Source organism: Betaproteobacteria bacterium (assembly GCA_016720855.1).
GTDB lineage: Bacteria > Pseudomonadota > Gammaproteobacteria > Burkholderiales > Usitatibacteraceae > FEB-7.
In genome coordinates, this window is sequence record JADKJU010000003.1 from 244,241 (window position 1) to 263,398 (window position 19,158).

General features: G+C 66.0%; 12 protein-coding genes. All 12 read right to left on the bottom strand.

All coding sequences use genetic code 11. The features are described 5' to 3' along the window. Positions 1-30 precede the first annotated feature (30 nt). Positions 31-2,376 (bottom strand): MMPL family transporter, encoded by a 2,346-nt coding sequence (locus IPP91_14790; protein MBL0143332.1) that lies wholly within the window; start codon positions 2,374-2,376, stop codon positions 31-33. Positions 2,377-2,385: 9 nt separating this feature from the next. Beyond that, entirely contained in the window at positions 2,386-3,351 is a 966-nt protein-coding gene (locus tag IPP91_14795; GenBank protein ID MBL0143333.1) for a hypothetical protein, read from the bottom strand. Between the two features lie 85 nt (positions 3,352-3,436). Beyond that, positions 3,437-4,801, bottom strand: coding sequence for a DUF1329 domain-containing protein (locus tag IPP91_14800; GenBank protein MBL0143334.1), 1,365 nt, complete (start codon positions 4,799-4,801; stop codon positions 3,437-3,439). Positions 4,802-4,880: 79 nt separating this feature from the next. Continuing rightward, positions 4,881-6,806 (bottom strand): DUF1302 domain-containing protein, encoded by a 1,926-nt coding sequence (locus IPP91_14805; GenBank protein ID MBL0143335.1) that lies wholly within the window; start codon positions 6,804-6,806, stop codon positions 4,881-4,883. A 169-nt stretch (positions 6,807-6,975) separates the two neighbouring features. Further along, entirely contained in the window at positions 6,976-9,336 is a 2,361-nt protein-coding gene (locus tag IPP91_14810) for an acylase (GenBank protein MBL0143336.1), read from the bottom strand. Between the two features lie 69 nt (positions 9,337-9,405). Beyond that, positions 9,406-10,608: an acetyl-CoA C-acyltransferase gene (locus tag IPP91_14815; protein MBL0143337.1), complete on the bottom strand. Its 1,203-nt coding sequence runs from the start codon at positions 10,606-10,608 to the stop codon at positions 9,406-9,408. A 36-nt stretch (positions 10,609-10,644) separates the two neighbouring features. Next, entirely contained in the window at positions 10,645-11,475 is an 831-nt protein-coding gene (locus IPP91_14820; protein ID MBL0143338.1) for a DUF3592 domain-containing protein, read from the bottom strand. 13 nt (positions 11,476-11,488) lie between these two features. Then, positions 11,489-13,873: a 3-hydroxyacyl-CoA dehydrogenase/enoyl-CoA hydratase family protein gene (locus IPP91_14825; protein ID MBL0143339.1), complete on the bottom strand. Its 2,385-nt coding sequence runs from the start codon at positions 13,871-13,873 to the stop codon at positions 11,489-11,491. Positions 13,874-13,906: 33 nt separating this feature from the next. Continuing rightward, positions 13,907-14,311 (bottom strand): acyl-CoA thioesterase, encoded by a 405-nt coding sequence (locus tag IPP91_14830; protein ID MBL0143340.1) that lies wholly within the window; start codon positions 14,309-14,311, stop codon positions 13,907-13,909. A gap of 121 nt (positions 14,312-14,432) precedes the next feature. After that, positions 14,433-16,244 carry a long-chain fatty acid--CoA ligase gene (locus IPP91_14835; protein MBL0143341.1) on the bottom strand — a complete coding sequence of 604 codons (1,812 nt, stop codon included), beginning with the start codon at positions 16,242-16,244 and terminating at the stop codon, positions 14,433-14,435. Next, positions 16,241-17,095: an alpha/beta fold hydrolase gene (locus IPP91_14840; protein MBL0143342.1), complete on the bottom strand. Its 855-nt coding sequence runs from the start codon at positions 17,093-17,095 to the stop codon at positions 16,241-16,243. The genes IPP91_14835 and IPP91_14840 overlap by 4 nt, the downstream gene beginning before the upstream one ends. A 30-nt stretch (positions 17,096-17,125) precedes the next feature. After that, positions 17,126-19,141 (bottom strand): enoyl-CoA hydratase/isomerase family protein, encoded by a 2,016-nt coding sequence (locus IPP91_14845; GenBank protein MBL0143343.1) that lies wholly within the window; start codon positions 19,139-19,141, stop codon positions 17,126-17,128. Positions 19,142-19,158 lie beyond the last annotated feature (17 nt).

The window sequence follows — 19,158 nt, forward strand, 5'->3', positions numbered from 1 at the left end:
GGAAGCGAGCCGCGCCGTGCACCGGAACCGTCAGACGGACTCGGCCGGCGGGACGGCCCGGTGCGGCTTGAGCAGGAACGCGGCCAGCGCGGGCAGCAGAAAGATCGCGCCCAGCATGTTCAGAAAGAACATGAACGCGAGGAGGATGCCCATGTCGGCCTGGAACTTGAGCGCCGACATGGCCCAGGTGCCCACGCCGAGAGTCATGGTCACCGCCGTGAACACCATCGCCGTGCCGCGTTCCTTCAGGGCCTCGAAGAACGCGTTCGCGAGCGACTTGCCCTCCTCGAGATGCACCTCGATGCGGTCGTAGAGATAAATGCCGTAGTCCACGCCCACGCCCACGCCGAGGGCGATCACCGGCAGCGTCGAGACCTTGAGCCCGATGCCCAGCAGCGGCATGAGCGCCTCGCACAGCACGGAAACGAGCGCCAGCGGGATGAGGATGCAAAGCGTGGCGCGGAGGCTGCGGAACGTGATCATGCACATCGCCATCAGGGCGCCGAAGATCGCGAAGTTCATTTCCCAGCGCGCCTGGTCGACCGCCTCGTTGGTGGCTGCCATGACGCCCACGTTGCCGGTGGCGAGCTTGAACTCGAGGTTGTCGGTATTCGCCTTCGCCGCGAAGGCCTTGACGTTGGACACGAGCGAGGCGATCGTGTCGCCCTGCTGGTCGGTGGTGAAGATGAGCACCTGCATGGCGCTGCAATCCGGGTTGAGCAGGCCCGTGGCCGTGTCGATCGGCGTCACGCCCTGCGCCAGCACCTGCGGGTCGCGCGGCAGCTGGCGCCACTTGAGGTTGCCCTCGTTGAAGCCGGCGGTGACGTTCTTCGCGAGACCCGGAAGCGAGATCACCGACTGGGTGCCCGGCGCGTTCTGCATGTACCAGTCGAATTTCTCGATGACGCTCATGATGTCGTAGTTGGTGCACGCGCCCTGCACGTTCTTCGTCTGCGCCACGACGCCGAGCGTGTTCGTGCCCATGGCGAACTTGTCGACGATCGTCGCATTGTCCCTGTTGTAGCGCGACTCCGGCCGCAACTCGGGCACGCCGATACCGTAGTCGCCCACTTTCAGCCTGTGCGCACCGACGACACCGATGGCTAGAATCACCACCGAGACGCCGATGATCACCCCGGCCTTGCGCCTCTGCACGCAACCCGAGGCGACGCGCCAGACGCGCTCCACGCGGCTTTCCTGGAAAGCATCCCTGCTGGCCGCCGCCTTCGACATGGACAGATACGACAGCAGGATGGGCAGCAGCATCTTGTTCGTGACGATCATCCAGGCCACGCCCAGCGAGGCCGTGATGCCGAGCTCGCGCACGATGTCGATGGGGATGAGCATGATCACCGCGAAACCCAGCACGTTGGTGAGCAGCGCGAAAGTGCCGGGAATGAAGAGCCTCGCGAAGGATCGCCTGGCGGCCGTGAGGCTGTCGGTGCCCGCGGCCACCTCGTGTTCCCACGCCTTCACCATCTGCACCGCGTGGGAAACGCCGATGGAGAAGATGAGGAAGGGCACGAGGATCGAGAGGGGATCGATGCCGTAGCCCAGGATCGGGAGCGTGCCCAGGAGCCAGAGCACCGGCATCATCGCGACCGCGAGCGCCACCCCGGTGAGCTTCAGGTCCTTCACGAAGAAGAACATGAGGCCTGCGGTGATCACGAAGGCGATGCCGAAGAAGGTGAGCACTCCGCGCGCGCCGTCGCGGATGTCGCCCACCGCCTTGGCGAAGCCGATGATGTGCACCGACTGCGTGGGCCCCTCGTACTTGGCGCGCAGGGACTCGAGCTTCGAGGCGACCTCGAAGTAGTTCAGGCGCTTGCCCGTCTGCGGGTCTATCTCGAGGAGTCCCGCGGTGACCAGGGCCCCGGAGAAGTCGGTGGCCACCGTGCGGCCGATCTCGCTGGATTTCTGCACGTTGGAGCGCACCTGCTTCAGGTCCTCGAAGGTGCCCTGGAAGGTGGCCGGAATCACGTTGCCGCCCGAGAAGCCCTCCTCGATCACCTCGATGAAGCGCGTGTTGGGCGTGAAGAGCGACTTGACGGAAGGCCTGTCCACGCCGTTCAGCAGGAACACGTCGTCCGTGAGGCCCTTGAGCTTCGCCATGTACTCCTTGTTGAAGATGTCGCCGTCCTTCTGGACGATGGCCACCGCGATGCGGTTCGCGCTGCCGAATACCTTCTCGTAATCGCGGTAGACCTTCATGTATGGATGATCGAGCGGCACCATCTTGCTGAATCCCGCGTCCACCACGAGACGCGAGGCGGAGGCGAGGAAGATCGCCGTGAGGATGCCGAAGAAAACGAGGAGCGCGCGTCGATGGCCGAAGACGAAACCGGAGACCGCCTGGATCACTGTGTCGAGGTTCATGGCCTGCCCCTATCGCTTTCCGAGCGGCAGCGCCGCTTCGCGCACGCCCGTCTCGCCGATCAGGATCACCGAATTGGCCGACCCGAGCACCGCCTTGGAGAAGGCCTTGATGCTGCCCGTGGCGAGTGGCACGAATGACTGGCCGTTATCGCGCGAGACGAGCGCCGTCCCGCCGGCCCCGGCAATCACGAGAGCGCCGTCCGGAAGCTTCGATCCTCCCATGAGGGTGGCGACGGAGGCATTGTCGACCGCGTTCCAGTTCTTCCCGGCGTCGGTCGAGCGGAAGATTCGCCCGCGCAGGCCGAAGGCGACCACCGCTCCGTCATCGGCCACGATCCCGCCGAAGAGCGAGCCCTTGTAGGGAGACGGCACGGCGCTCCAGGTCTTGCCCGCGTCAGGCGATAGGAGGATGGCTCCTGCTTCTCCGAGGATGATGAGGTGCCCGTCCGGGAGCTTCACGAAGGCATTGAGGTGTTTGTCGTCCTCGATCACCTTGCGCGGATTCCAGCTCTTGCCGCCATCGACCGTCTCGAGGAACGAGCCATAGGCGCCGATGGCGTAGCCGGTGTTCCCGTCGAGGAAGGCCACGTCGAGGAGCGGCCGCTGTTCGGCGGGCGCGGCGAATTGCTGCACCCAGGTCTCGCCCCCGTCGGTGGTCGCGAGGATCACGGAATCGTGGCCGACCGCCCAGCCGTGCTGCGCGTCGGTGAACTCGACCGCCGTCAGCAGCGGCGCAGCCGGGGACTTCGCGCGCCGCCAGGTCTTGCCGTTGTCATCCGAGAGCACGATGTAGCCGCGGTCGCCGACGGCGATCACGCGGGTGCCCCGATGCGTGGCGTCGATCAGGAGCAGGCGCTCCATCGTGACCTTCGGCATCGGCCCGGAGTCGGGCAGGATGTCCGCCGCCCGGGAGTGAACCGTCCCGAACGCGAGTCCCGCCGCGACGAGCGCTCCCGCAACCATGGTCTTCTTCATGTCCCTCGCTCCAATGAAAAGGGGGCAGTCCCGGCGCAGTCGGCGCCCGAAACTGCCCCCGGCCGGCCGGTGGCCGGGTCGGACGCTAGCGTGTGCCGAGGGCGCGCAGGCTGTTCGGGCTGTAGTCGGCCCCGGTGCGCTTGATCGCCTTGTAGATCACCGCTTCCTCGTTCCTCAGGCCCATGGCGATGTAGCGGCCGGACTGGAGGTCGTTGTGCACCTCGATCGTGCCGAAGAACATCGGAACGTTGTACCAGGCCTCGTTGTGCTGCTCGGAGAAGCGCCACAGTTCCCCCCGGCCGTCGTACTTGTCGGTGGCGAGCACCGCCCAGCTGTCCTCGTCGAGGAAGAACACGCGCTTGGCGTAGATGTGGCTCGTGCCCGGCTTGAGCGTGGCTTCCACCACCCACACGCGATGCAGCTCGTAGCGCGCGAGATCCTGGTTCAGGTGCCCCGGCTTCAATACGTCGGAGTACTTGAGGTTCGGCGCGGACATGCGGTTGGAGTTGTACGGCATGTACATCTCCTTCTTGCCGACCAGCCTCCAGTTGTAGCGGTCCGTGGCGCCGTTGTACATGCCGAAGTCGTCGTTCGTGCGAAGGCCGTCGGCCGCCGTGCCGGGGTTGTCGTAGGCGACGTTGGGCGCGAGGCGCACGCGGCGCTGGCCCGGGTTGTAGGTCCATGCCGAGCGCGGCTCCTTCGCCTGGTCCACCGTCTCGTGCACCAGCAGGATCTGGCCCGCCAGGCGCGCCGGGGCCGTGGTGCTCTGCAGGTAGTACAGGATCTTGTTGGGCTCGCGCTGAGCGGCGGGCTTCGAGCAGTTGCCGTACTGGAAATCGTATTCGTACTCGAACTTGACGAGCGCGTAGTCCCCGGTGCGGGTGACCGCGGCCTGCGCCCAGTTCTGCGCGAAGGTGTCCCCGCGATAGCGCAGTTCGGAATTCCAGATTGCCTCGTTGCCATCCTTGGGAATCGGGAACGGGACGCCGCCGGTGCAGTTGACCACTCCATTGCCGCCCGGAGCGAGCTGGGCCTTGGCCGCGCATTCCTTCGTCTCGTTGTAGTGGCAGGTCGGGAACGCGCCGCTGCGCCTCGTCGGGTACACGACCATCTTGTAGTCCGGGTACTTCTTAAGCATCGCCACCTGACCGGGCGTGAGCTGGTCCTTGTACTTGTCCGCGGACTTGCCGTCGATGGTGAAGAGCGGCTTGTCGTTCGGGTAGGGATCCGGGTAATGCCCGCCGAGCTTGTAGCCCGCGACCGGCTTGGTGATGCCGCCATCCCAGGCCGGGATCGTGCCGGCCGCGTTGCCGGCCTTCTCCGCGCCCATCGGCGTAAGCGTCGTGCCGAGCTTGGCAAGGTCGGCCGCGCCCAGTTCCGCGGCGGCCGGAAGGGCGAAGGCAGCACCCACGGCGAGGAGCGCGGCGGCCTTCTTCGAGATTACGTACATGGTTGTGTCTCCTCAATTCAATATTGTGATTTTCGGCGGCATGCGAGGCAGGCGCGGTGTGCGCGCCCGCCCGCTGCCATCAGAACGAGTAGCTGACGCTCAGCGAATAGAAGTCGCGGTCCTTGAGCGGGTTGGCGGCCGAGCAGAAGCTGGGACTCTGGCCCGGCGTCACGGTGGAATCCGTGCCGCAATAGGTGCGCCCGCCGAAGTACGACGTGTACTGGAGATCCACCAGCCACTGGCGCTGGTAATCCCAGGATGCGCCGATCGAGGCCGACTTCACGCCCTCGTTGAAGGTCGGGCCGACACCACTCACGTCCTGCGCCCAGGCGAGCCGCGGCGAGATGTTCCCGCCCAGCAACGCATTGTTGTATTCGAGACGGCCGATCAGGCGATAGCCCCATGAGGTCTTCGTGAGGAACCCGGTTTCCTGGACCGAGTAGGCCGAGCCCGCGGCGGCGCCCTGCGCCGTCGCCGGCAGGTACACCGCCGGGCCGTTGAACTTGACGTCCGTCGGCATGCCGTTGAACCACGTGACGCCGACCTCGCCCAGGAGAATGAGCTGGTCAGCCCCCGCGACGCTGGGCTGGCTCTTCGTCGCGGTCATCTGGAACTGGTTCATCTTCAGCCGCTGGTAGCCCTGGATGTACGTGCCATCCGGGACGAGCGCGGCGGCCGAAGCGCCGGCAGGCAGGCCGGGGATCTGCGTGTAACCGGTGATGAGGTTGGGCGCGCCCAGCGCCGCCAGCAGCAGTTCCGGCGTGGCGTACTGGACCGGCACGTTGGAGCGGTACGAGTACTCGCCCTGCAGCGCGATTCCGGCCGGCCCCGCCGTATTGAAGCTGATGCCCGTGAGGTGGATGTCTTCCGGATACTCCGCAAAGTAGGTGGCGGTACCCGTATGGCAGAGGGAGGTCAGTCCCGGCGTCGCGCAGAACGTGGAAACGAGCGGGCCGCCGGTGAGAACCGAGGTCGGCTTCCCCTTGATGCCCGAGAACATCGGGATCCGGCTGTGATAATTCAGGTAGAAGAGGCCGAACTCCGTGTTATTGAGTTCCGGAGTCAGCAGGCGAAACGCGACGCCATATTGCCCGTTGTCGCTGGGATCGTGGTCGGCGGAACGCGGGGCCCAGACGGCGGCCGCGGGATCATAGGGGCCGTAGAGCGCACTGGCGATACCGCTCAGCGCCGCCCCGGCCCCTGGAATCGGCGGAACCGGGTTGGACGGCGGGAAATTCATGTCACGGCGCCGCCCGAACCCGACAAACACCTGGGTTGCGTCGTCGGACGCGAAATCGTTGTTGGAGAAGTAGGTTCTCTTCGGATCCAGGCGGATCTTGTCGTGGTTGGTGAGGTAGAAGCCTTCCATGCTCAGGTTCTTGGTGAGTTCCTGGTTGCCCCAGATGCCCTGGGTCGGGAGGAACGCTTCCTTCAACTCCGAGCCCGGGACGCGCAGCTTCGAGATATCCACGGGGTTGATGACGTTGATGCCGTTGGGGATCAGCGTGCTCTCGCCCCAGCTGATCACCTGGCGGCCGGCGCGCAGGCGCAGGTTCTTGTCGAACGGCTCGAAGGAGGCGCTGATGAATCCGTCTAGGCCCACGAAATTCTTTCCGACGCGATCGATCGCGGTGGGCCCCAGGTTGTCCTTGTTCATGTTCGTCCAGTCGTAGAACGCCGTGCCGCGCCCGAAGAAACCCCATCGGCCGTATTTCAGCTCGAGGTCGGACGTGGCCTTGATGATGTTGGCGAACGGGCTGTTCCTCTTGTAGTTCAGGTCGCCGTCATCCTCGTTCACGGAGCGCGAAGTGCCCCCGTTCATGATGCCGATGAGGTTGGGATCCCGGTCGCTGGCGCGCACGGAAATGCCGTAGGAAACGGTGGTGTCGAAGCTGCCCTTCACGCCGAAATCCGTATCGAACTGGAAGGCGAGCGCGGGCCCCGCCCCGGCGAGCAGGACTGCCAACACGAGGGGCTTCAGCATGGGACGGAAGGCGGGTGTCATGGGGCGTTTCTCCTGAGGGTGTCGTGATTCGTGCGGCTTCTTGGGAATCGAGGGCGCGTGGAGCTATTGTCGTGAATCGGAGGTGAAAAGACAATGCGGCGATGCTGCGTTTTCTCCTCGGAAACATGAGGTTACGCGAGAGGCCTTGCGGCCCCTCGCGTCGATTGCGTCATTCGCTGATGGTGGAAGTCCGGTAGCCCGGGTCGCCGGTGATGGCCGACTCCGTGAACGGCAGCGTGATCCACTGCTTGGCGGCGAAGCGCGCCGTCTGGTCCGCGAAGTTCGGGGAAGCGGGATTGGTCGACTGCGAGTAGCTGAGGAACGCCTGTGCATTGACGCCGCCGTCCGTGAACTGCACGGTCTGGATGTAGCTCGTTCCGAAGTTCACGATATAGCCCAGACCCGGAACCAGCGTCGAATCGATCTTGTTGTAGATCCCCAGGTTGTCCCCCGCGTTGCCGTGCAGGGGGATGATCACCTGGCCACCGGTCAACGCCGCCTGGATGGAAAACTGGATCGTGCCCAGCGCGGCATCGACCTTCAGGCCCGCGTCGGTGATCTTCTTTCCCGCGGCCGCAAGGGCGTTGACCAGCGCGGTCGCCACCGTTGCGTCGTTGATGTTGAGTCCGCTCGGCGTCGCCAGGGGTGCCAGGTAATTGAAGGGAACGGCATACACGTTCGGAATCCCGGCAGCCACCGCGAAGAATTCCCTGAACAGGTGCCCCCCCTTGCTCGCCAGTTCGTACTTGCGGTCCCAGGCCGCCAGGACGTCGCACAGCGACGTGACCGACGTGGCAGCCGCAGTTCCGCAAAGCGTCAGCATGTCCGGCAGGAAGAGATCGGCGGAATAGCTGCGATTGGAAAGCGCCATCTGCTGCAGGTTCGCCAGCGTGAACTTGTTGCCGGAAACGCCGTCGGCTCCGGCAAGCCTGGCCTGAGCCTGCGCCACACCAAGGCGGGTGCGCATGCCCTGCTGCTGCGGCACGATGCCGACCACCGCCGGCACATAGAAGTTGTACAGCTGCGCGGCCGGGTTGGTCTGCCAATAATTGTCGTTCGAGTTCTGCACGAAGTCGCTGCGGTACACCCGGGGCATGCGCGGGCCGGGAAGCAGGCCGGCGCTCGGGGTGGAGGCATCCACGACCCAGTCGCAGCTCGAACGCGAACCGTCGAGAACCGGAACGCCCAGGGAGGCGAAGACCCCGCCCATGGTCAGGTCGGGCGTGCACACGGACTGCTGGAAGCGGTCCACGTTCGGCGCGGTGCTGATGTCGCCAAAGAAGGCGTTGCCATCCTTGTCGGCCGAGATCGTGTTCACCCACGGGATACCGAGGTTGCGATCGAGCGCGGATTCGATGTCCTTCGTGCCCGTGGCACGGTTGATGTCGAACCACTGGTCGCCCATGCGCCAGTTGTCCAGGTTGGCATCGCGAAGCGCGTAGGCCTTCGTCGTGGACCAGACCAGGGGCGCGCCGAGGTTCACCAGGGGACCATGGACCGACGAATAGATGGTTCTCGAGACCGGGGCCAGGGTGCCGTCGGCCTGCTTCACCTGCACCGTGACGACCTTGGCCGTGAGGTCACGGGTCTGCCCGTCAAGCACGTACTTGAGCGGATTTGCGGGATCGAGTTTCAGCTCATAAAGCGAGAAATGGTTGGCCTTGTCGACCGTGTGGCTCCAGGCGACGTCCTTGTTGAAGCCGATGTTGATGAACGGAAACCCCGACAGCGATCCGCCCATCACATCCATCTGGTTCGGAACGGTGACGTGGAACTGGAAGAAGCGAAGCGTTCCGGCCCAGGGGAAGTGCGGATTGCCCAGGAGGAGGCCGCGGCCATTGTCGGTTGCATCCGTGCCGAGCGCGAGCGCATTGCTGCCCAGGCGCGCGGTACGCTCCTGGTAATCGCGCCAGAATTCATCATCCCAGACACCGTCCCAGGCCTTGTCCAGGCCGGCCTTGGGCGGCGCCGTATTCGTCATCGCGGCGATGAAGTTGCCGCTCGACGCCTGAAGCGCGTACCGGCGCACGAGACGCATCATGTCGACCTCGTCGACCGAGCGCACCCAGGCGGCGTCCTTGCAGGCGGCGGGCAGGTTGGCAATGCCCGTATCGCGCAGGTACCGGTTGTACCCGGCCGCCCATCCCTTGAATGCGGCTTGCACCTCGGGCTTCATCTTGGCCAGACCTGCCGTGAGCACGGCGGAGTCGCCATTGAAGTAGGTGTAGAAGATATCGTTGAACAGGTTGTTGATGCTGTAGGGGGTCGACCCCGTGGCGCCAAAGTACTTCGACCGCTCGCCGCGCACGGTGACGAACTCGTCGGCCATCATGCAGAAATTGTCCTGCGCGAAGGCATAACCCACGCCATAGCCGACGCTGCCGAAATCGTTGGCCTTGATGTGCGCGATACCGTACGAAGTTCGCCGAACTTCGGAGGTGTACTTCGTTTGTGCGGCGGCATCGATGGCGCCGAGGGCAGCGGTGACGGCGAGCGCTGCCGTGGCCGCCTTGAGGGCGAAGCGAAACATGGGTGTCTCCTCCAGAAAAATGGCGCCGGTTGGTCCCGGCGGCGGTTCGTGATTCTGCAGCTGTTTTGGCTAGTGTAACGCTTCAAAGAGCCCTGCGGCACCCATTCCGGTGCCGATGCACATGGTCACCATTCCGTACCGTCCTTTCGTGCGCCGCAGGCCATGCAGCATCGTGGCGGCGCGGATGGCGCCGGTAGCGCCAAGCGGGTGTCCGAGCGCGATGGCTCCACCCTGAGGGTTTACCCTAGTCGGGTCGAGCCCGAGGTCCTTCACGACCGCCAAGGCCTGGGCTGCGAAAGCCTCGTTGAGCTCGATCCATCCCAGATCGGCCTGGCTCACGCCGGCGAGCTTCAGCACCTTCGGGATTGCCTTGATGGGGCCGATGCCCATGATCTCCGGCGGCACCCCCGCCACCGAGAAGCCCACGAATCGCGCCATGGGCTGCACGCCGTATTTCTTCATGGCCTTCTCGCTCATGAGGATGACGGCGCCGGCGCCGTCGGACATCTGAGAGCTGTTGCCGGCCGTGACCGAGCCACGCGCGGCAAAGGCGGGCCGCAGCTTGGCCAGGCTTTCCAGCGAGGAGTCGGGGCGCGGGCCCTCGTCGGTGTCGGCGACCTTCTTGCGGTGGACCACCTGGCCCGTCGCGAGGTCCGGTGAGGCGGAGTCGATCTCGTAAGGCAGGATCTCGTCCCTGAAATTCCCTGCAGCGATCGCCGCGGCGGCCTTCCGGTGGCTCGCAACCGCGAAGGCATCCTGCTCCTCGCGCGTGACCTTCCACTGCTTCGCCACGTTCTCCGCGGTGATGCCCATGCCGTAGGCGATGGCGACGTTCTCGTCCCTGGCGAAGACGGCGCTGTTGAGCGCGACCTTGTTGCCCATCATCGGCACCATGGACATCGACTCCGTCCCGGCGGCGATAACGACATCGTCGTCGCCGGTACGAATCCGGTCCGCGGCCAGCGCGATGGCCTGCACGCCGGAGGAGCAGAAGCGGTTGATCGTCATGGCCGGCACGCTGTCGGGCAGGCCCGCGAGCAGCACGCCGATGCGGGCCACGTTCATGCCCTGCTCGCCCTCGGGCATGGCGCAGCCGACGATCACGTCGGCGATGTCGTGCGGGTCGAGGCCCGGCACTTTCGCGATCACGCCCCGGAGCACGTGGGCGAGCATGTCGTCGGGGCGAACGGCCCGGAACATCCCTCGCGGGGCCTTGCCGACGGCGGTGCGAACGGCGGCGACGATATAGGCATCCTGGATCTGGCGGGTCATGTCTTCACTCCTGTCGGGTTCCGGTTGCGGTTGATCTTACGACGCGCGCCCACGCACCGCGGGCGCCGATTTCAGGTTGATGCGGCTGCGAATCGCCTTGAACGTGGTCGAAACGCATGTCCAGAGCAGCAGCAGGCCGACCAGCGGGAAGAGCAGCACGAAGAGTCCCAGCCATTCGCCGCTTTGCACCATCTCGGGAATGGCCAGGATTGCGATGGGAAAGGAAATGGCGTTCCAGAAGAAGGCGAACACCCAAAGGAATCCCAGTCCCGACTGTCCAGCCGTTGAGATTTCGGGTGATTTCGCGCCCGGGGACGCTAGGGCGCCGGGGCGGGTGCGAACAGGCTCGCGGGTATCGTTGCCCCATCCGGCCGGTGCGGATCCGCGAATGACGAAGAACATCGCAACGAGGGCGCCGACGCCCACGCCGCCAAACGCCAGCGAGAATGGCGCGAGAAAGAGCAGTTCCTTCCAGCGGATTTCGCGGTCGACCACCGCCTCGGCGGGGTTGTCCGGATTCACCCAGACCGTGATGGGAATGCCGGCAGATCTCGCGTCCTCGAGCCGGCCCGCGATCTGCTCGTGCCAGTCGTCGATATTGTCGCTGCCTCCCAGCGTGGAAATGCCCAGCCGCGTGCCGGTATAGTCCTTCCCCTCGAACCGGTACCGGTAGGCCGCCTCGGCGCGATAGGTACCGTCCCCGGACTCGAGTTTCGCGTTGTCCACCGTCGCGCGCACCTTCACCCAGTCGCGCGCCGAGCGGGCCGCGGACAGCGTCTCCACGATGCTGTGCGTCGCCCAGACCCCGACGCCCCCGAAGGGCAGTCCGAAGACCAGGCAAACGAAGATGCCGCCGACTTTTCCCATCGCGCCGCCCTGCTCAGTTCCTCAGGGGCTTCCCGGTCTTCAGCATGTGCTCGATGCGCGCCTGCGTCTTTTCCATCTTCGCGAGCTCCACGAAGTGGTGACGCTCGAGGTCCAGCAGCCACTTCTCGTCGACCAGGCTGCCGGGCTCGACTTCGCCCCCGCAGATCACCGTGGCGACGCGCGAGCCGATTTCGTAGTCGTGGTCGGAGATGAACCCGCCCTCCTTCATGTTCACGAGCATCATCTTGAGCGTGGCGATGCCCGTCGAGCCCGCCACCGCAATGCGCGTGGGCGCGAGCGGAGGGCGGTGGCCGGATTCCGCCATGGCGCGCGCCTGCTGCTTGGCCACGTACAGCAGCTCCGCCGGGTGCAGCACCACGACGTCGGAGGGCTTGAGATAGCCCAGTTCGCGCGCGTTCCCGGCGCTCTTCGATACATCCGCCATCGCCACCTGCCGGAAGAGCCGTCCCAGCTCGGGGAACGCATCTCCTCCCTTGGCCCACGCGTTGGCGCGCTGCGCGAGCTCCTTGAGCCCCGCGCCGGCGGGCAGGAGTCCCACGCCCACTTCCACGAGGCCGATGTAGCTCTCCAGCGCCGCCACGACGCGCTGCGAGTGCATCACGAATTCGCAGCCGCCGCCGAGCGCCATGCCCTCCACCGCCGCGACCGTGGGCACGAGGCTGTACTTGAGGCGCTGCGAGGTCTGCTGGAAGAGCGCGACCATTCTCTCGAACTCGTCGAACTTCCCGGCCTTGAGGGATTCGAGCGCTGCCTTGAGGTTCGCGCCGACGGCGAAGGGCGCCTCGTGCCAGATGACGAGTGCGTCGTAATTCTTCTCCGCCTCGTCGAGGGCGCGGTTGAGGCCCACGAGAACCTCGGCGCCCAGCGAGTGCATCTTGCTCTTGATGGAGACGATGGCGATGCCGTCGCCCTGGTGCCACATCCGAACGCCTTCATCCTCGAATACGGTCGTGCCCTTGTCGGCGGGCTTTTCGCCCAGCACGAGTTCGGGAAACAGCTGCCGCGCGTACACGGGCAGGTTCGAGCGCGCGTGCATCGTGCCGTCGGCGGCGGAGTACGAGCCCTGCGGGCCGTGCACGCCCTGGCGGCCATCGGTCACCCAGCCGGGCAAGGGCGCCTTTGCCATGGTTCTGCCGGCGGCGATGTCCTCGGCGATCCATCCCGCCACCTGCTGCCAGCCCGCGGCCTGCCACAGCTCGAAGGGCCCGAGCTTCCAGCCGAACCCCCAGCGGATGGCGAAGTCCACGTCGCGCGCGCAGTGCGCGATCTCGCCCAGGTGCACTGCGCAGTAATGGAAGAGGTCGCGGAAGATGGCCCAGAGAAACTGCGCCTGCGGATGTTGCGAGGCGCGAAGCTTCGCGAGTTGCTGCGCCGGCGACTTCTCCTTGAGGATGGCCTGCACTTCCTCCGCGATGGCGCCGGCGGACGGACGGTAGTCCTGCTTCGCGACGTCGAGGACGTGGATCTCCTTGCCCTTCTTCACGAAGATGCCGGCCTTGGTCTTCTGGCCCAGCGCCCCTTTCGCGATGAGCGCCGACAGCCACTCCGGTGCCTTGTAGTACGGGTGCCAAGGGTCGGCGGCGAGCGTTTCGTGCATCGTCTTCACCACGTGCGCCAGGGTGTCCAGGCCCACGACGTCGGCTGTGCGGAACGTGGCGCTCCTGGCGCGGCCGATGGCAGGCCCCGTGAGGGCGTCCACCTCGTCGAAGCCGAGCTTGAAGGCAAGCGTGTGGTGCATCGTCGCCAGCATCGAGAAGACACCGACCCGGTTGGCGACGAAGTTGGGCGTGTCCTTCGCGCGGACCACGCCCTTGCCGAGCGCGGTGGTGAGGAACACCTCCAGCGCATCCACGATGGCGGGGTCCGTCGCGGCGGTGGGGATGATCTCCACCAGGCGCATGTAGCGCGGCGGGTTGAAAAAGTGGATGCCGCAGAAGCGCGGGCGCAGCGCCTCGGGAAGGACCTTGGAGAGTTCCGTGATCGACAGCCCCGAGGTGTTGGAGGCGAAGATGGCGTGCGGGGCGAGATGCGGCGCCACCTTGTCGAAGAGCGCCTTCTTCCAGTCCATTCGCTCGCTGATGGCCTCGATGACGAGGTCGCAGTCGGCGAGAAGCGCCAGGTGCTCGTCGTAGTTGGCGGGCGTGATGTGCTCGATGATGCCCTTGGTCGCGAGCGGGCTGGGTTCCAGTTTCGCGAGGCCGTCGAGCGCCTTCTTCACGTTGGCATTCCTGTCGCGACCCTCCGCGGCGAGTTCGAACAGGACCGGCTGCACGCCGGCATTCGCGAGGTGGGCGGCGATCTGCGCGCCCATGACGCCGGCGCCGAGGACGGCAGCCTTGCGGACGATGAATTTCGACACGGGTTTCTCCTGGAGCATGCCCGGGGAGCGGGCTGGGTTATCGAAAGACGGTCAGGCCTTCTCCATGCCGCCCGGAATCGGGCGGGGATGGCGCTGGGAATCGATGGCGACGTAGGTGAGCTGGGCTTCGGTGACCTTCACGGCGTCGCTGCGGCCGAGGCGCCCGCGCTGGGCGAAGACCTCCACGTCCACCGTGATGGACGTGCGGCCCACCTTCACGACGCGCGCGTAGAAGCTCACCAGGTCGCCGACGAAGACCGGTTCCTTGAACAGGAACGAATTCACCGCCAGCGTCACGACGGGCCCCGCGGCGCGTTCGTAGGCCGGAACGCTCCCCGCCAGGTCGACCTGCGCCATGACCCACCCCCCGAATATCGTGCCATGGGCGTTCGTATCCGCCGGCATGGGGATGATGCGAAGGACGGGCTGTTCGCCCTGCGGGAGTTCGGCGTGCATGGGGGTTTCAAACGAGCGTTTGATTCTACTCCCTGGAAGGGGGCCGGCAGAAAAAAGGGGACAGACCCCTTTACCGGAAACGGAAAAGGGGTCTGTCCCCTTTTTTCTGCCGGCACCTTTATCAGCCTGCGTGGCCGCGGTAGATGTCCGCGTAGCGATCGCGGTAGCGATCGAGGATCAGGTTGCGCTTGGGCTTGAGGGTCGGCGTGAGCAGGCCGTTGTCCACCGTCCACTTGTCGGTGAGCAGGGCCACGCGCCGGACCTGCGCGTAACCGGGGAAATCGCGGACCTGCTTCGCGACGCGCGACAGGACCAGTTTCTCGGCGCGCTCCCGACCTTCGCCGTTGGGGTCGGCTCCGAGGCTGGTCGCTTCCGCCAGCCTTGACCATTCGTCCATGTTGAGTGCCACCAGCGCCCCGAGGAACGGCTTGCCTTCCCCCACGACGAGGACCTGCTCGAGCAGGGGATCGAGCTGGATCGCGAGCTCCATGTCCACCGGCGGCACCTTCTCGCCGTTGGCCAGGACGATGATCTCCTTGATGCGTCCCGTGATGTAGAGAAGCCCGTTCTCGAGCTTCGCCTGGTCGCCGGTGTCGAGCCAGCCTTCCGCATTCTTCACGCTCGCGGTGGCGTCGGGGTTGTTCCAGTAGCCCAGCATCACGCTCGGGCCCCGCACCAGCAACGCGTCGTTCGCGCCAAACGCGATCTCGATTCCCGACAAGGGCGCGCCCACGGAGGCCGGGTCGTTGTTCTCCAGCCGGTTCACCGACACCACGGGTGAGGCTTCGGTGAGCCCGTAGCCCTGGCAGATCGGAAGGCCCAGTCCGATGAAGGTCCGGGCAATCTGCGGATTCAATGCCGCACCCCCGCTCACTGCGATGCGCAGCCTGCCGCCCAGACGCGCGAGGAGCTTCGAGGCGACCAGCGCCCTGAGAACGGGCCAGAGGACGAACGAGGGCTTCCACGGTCCCCGCCCCTGTCGCCACTCGAAGAGACTCCAGCCGGTGCGCCCGGCGAAATCGAAGAGATGCCGCTTCAACCCGGAGGCGGCCTGGAGCTGGCCCTGGATGGTCGCGTGCAGGCGCTCGTAGATGCGCGGGACCGAGACGATGACCGTGGGGCGCACGCTCCTGAAGTCCTCGGCGAGCTGGGGGATCGACCGGGCGAAGGCCACCTCGGAGCCGGCGAGCATCGTGAGGTAGCAGCCGACGGTGCGCTCGAACATGTGGGAGAGCGGAAGGAAGGACAGGAAGACATCGTCCGTGTACACGTCGATCCCGCCCAGGCCCGACAGGGCGTTCTGAAGCATGTTCTGGTGCGAGAGCATCACGCCCTTGGGGCGCCCCGTGGTCCCGGACGTATAGACGATGGTGGCGAGCGCGTTGCCATCGACGGCAACCGGCGGCTCGGCCGCCGCGTCGGCGGGAAGCCAATCGGCCAGCGCCCTGACGCTCCGGTCGCCGGATTGCGCGACGGACTTGATGGTGATGATTCGCGTGACCTCCGGCATCCGGGCGCGAACCTCCGCCAGTCGCTTGAGATGCTCCTCGCCCTCGACGACCAGCAGCTTCACGCCGGCATCGTTGAGGCAATAGGCGATGTTGTCGGGGCGGTCGTTCACGTAGACGGGCACCGTGACGAGACCCCCTGCGAAGGCGCCCTGATCGAACCACACCCACTCCTTGCAGTTGCTCAGCATGATAGCCACGCGCTCGCCCGGCCCGAGGCCCTCGGCAGCAAGACCCGCGCAGACGCGCCGGGCCATGCGGGCCGTCTCCGCCCAGGAATACCTCGTCCAGTCCTGGGTGGACATGTCGAATTCCCGGTAGGCCACGGCCTCGGGCGACAACGCCACGCGTCTCGCGAAGGCGGTCGCGATCGAGTCGGCCTCGCCGACCGTGACGTACTGCTTTTCGCGTTCCGCGAGGCTCACGCCGCCGCCCTTTCCCGTAGCCACGACACGGTGTCGCGCCACACATTATCGCGGCTTTCCGGCAGGAAGTAGCCGAAGTGGCCGATGCGCTGGCGTCCCGCCTCGCCGGGCGTCACGTGCCGTCGCTCGACGCGGGCATTGCGGTAGAACCCGTGCAGCTTGTCGATGGCCGGCTTCGTGATGATGTCGTCGTCCTCGAAGGAAAATCCCAGCACGGCCGCGCGCACCGCGTCGAACCGCCGGCGCATGACCTCCCCTTCGGAAAGCAGGTATTCCGGATGCGTGCCCCAGCGGCGCCACTGCCAGGCCACGCCCGCCGGCAGGTCGCCCACCATGTGCATGCGCTTGCCGGGGAAATAGCCGAAGAGCGGCGTGAGGAGCGGAATCGCCACGAACCAGAAGAGGCGCACCTGAAGGGGCATGCGATCGTTGTGCCGGTACCAGCCCGATCCTGCCGTCACCGTGACGAAGGCCTTCAACCGTGCTCCTTCGGGTACGGCGCCAAAGAGCTGCGCGCCGAGGCTGTGCCCCAGTGCCAGCGCAGGAAGGCTCGGGTTCATCGCGCGCGCCTCGCGCAACATCGCGTCGAGATCCGCATCCGCCCAGGTCGTCACGCTGGCCTCGAAGCCGCGCAGACTCCCTTCGCGCGACGCCCCCATGCCCCGGTAATCGAAGGTGAGGACATGAATGCCGTTCTCGGCGAGGAAGCGAGCCAGCGGTTCGTAGAAATCCTGCCGCACGCCCATGGCGCCCGCCAGGAGCAGCGTGGCCCAGGCCTTTCCTTCAGCCGGGAAGCGCGTGACCGCCAGGTCGAAGCCGTCGGCGGCCTTCGCCGTGTCGCGCAGTTCCATGACGGTTCCGGACTTCCGCCCGCATCACCGTCAGGTCGTGTCCCAGCCCGTATCCGGCACGAACCGGTCCCCATGCTTCGTCCGCAGTTGCGCCATCGTCTTGAGCCAGGACTCCTTGCCCCGTTCCTTGATTGCGGAGATCGGCCCCCCGCGATGCGGCGCAAAGCCCGTCCCGAAGATCACCCCGGCGTCACACAGGTCCGCATCCGTCACGATCTTCTCGCGCAGGCACGCGACCGCCTCGTTGAGCGCCGGCAGGACGAGCCGGTCCGCGATGGGCCGCAAGTCCACCGATCCGCTCCCGGTCGCCTTCTGCGGCTTGCCTTTCACCCAGGTGTAGAAGCCCTTGCCGGACTTCTTGCCAAGATTCTTCGCCTCGATGTTTGCCTGCAGGCGCTTCGGGATCGGCGTGCCCGGCTTCGCGAGTTCCTGTCCCACGGCCCAGCAGATGTCGAGACCGACCATGTCCGCGAGTTCGATGGGACCCATGGGCATGCCGAAATCCTTCGCGGCCGCGTCGATGGTCTCGCCGGGCACGCCTTCGTCCAGCATGAGCATCGCTTCCATGAGATAGGGCGACAGCACCCGGTTCACGAGGAAGCCGGGCGCGCTCTTGCACGGCAGCGGCAGCTTGTCGATCTGCTTGGCGAAGGCCTGGCCCGCCTGCATCACTTCGGGCGAGGTCTGGGGCCCCTCGACGATCTCCACCAGCATCATCATGGCGACCGGATTGAAGAAGTGCAGGCCCACGAGGCGCTCGGGGCACTTGAGGACGCCCGAGAGTTCCTGCAGCGGGATGCTCGATGTATTCGAGGCGAGAATGGCGCCTTCCTTCATGCGCGGTTCGAGCGCGGCGAAGAGCTTCCTCTTGATCTCCGCGTTCTCGACGATCGCCTCGATGATGAGGTCCGCCTTCGGAACGCCATCGCCCTTCACGTCCGGGATGAGGCGGTCGAACGCGGCCTGGACGAGGTTCGGCTGCTTGAGGCGCTTCTTGTAGAGCGCGTGGGCGCGTTGGATGGCCGGCGCGATTCGCTCGGGCGCGAGGTCCTGCAGCGTGACCGTCATTCCCTTGAGTGCGCACCAGGCGGCGATGTCCCCACCCATGGCGCCGGCGCCGATGACGTGCAGATGGCGGATCGGCGGCAGGTCGGATTTCCCCAGGTTCTTCATCCGGTCCTGCAGCTTGAAAAGGCGGATGAGGTTTCGCGTCGTGGCGTGCGCGAAGAGGCTCGCCATGGACGCCGGGTGCTCGATGGGAATGTTGCGCACATCCCCACCGAAGCTCTTCCACAGGTCGATGATCGCGTAAGGCGCCGGATAGTGGTCCTGCCGCACCTTTTCCGCAACCTTCTTCCGGGACATCGAGGCCACCAGCGAGCGCACGACCGGCCAGTCGGTGATCGCGGCCGAAAACGAAGGCTTGTGCGGGGGCGGCGGCTTCGCGAGAAACAGGCGCACGGCGTTCTCGAAGTGGCGCTTCGGCGTGGCGTCGTCCACCAGCCCGAGCTTCTTCGCGCGGCGGCCATCCACTCCGCGGCCGGTGAGCATGAGGTCGAGCGCGGTGGCCGCGCCGATGAGCGGCGGCATGCGCTTGGCTCCCCCCCACCCGGGCACGATGCCGATCAGCACTTCGGGCAGCGCCATGCGCGTCTTCGGGCCGTCGTCGGCGATCCGGTAGCGGCAGGCTAGCGCGAGTTCGGTTCCGCCGCCCATGCAGAAGCCGTGGATCATCGCGAGCGTCGGGAAGGGCAGCGCCGCGATCTTGTCGAAGACGACGTTGCCGAGCGTGGTGAAAGCCATGGCCTGCTCGGCGCTCGAGATCGTCGTGAACTCGTCGATGTCCGCGCCGGCGGCGAACCCGTTCTCCTTGGCCGAAAGGATGGCCAGTCCCCTGGGAGGCATGGCGACGAGGTTGTCCGCGATCCGGCCCAGTTCCTCCAGGACTTCCGTGGAGAAGGTGTTGGTGGCGGTGCCGGCGCGGTCGAACCACAGCCACGCCAGGTTCTGCGCGTCCGTCTCGAGCTTCCAGTGCTTCAGGTCCATGATCTTTCTTTCTATTA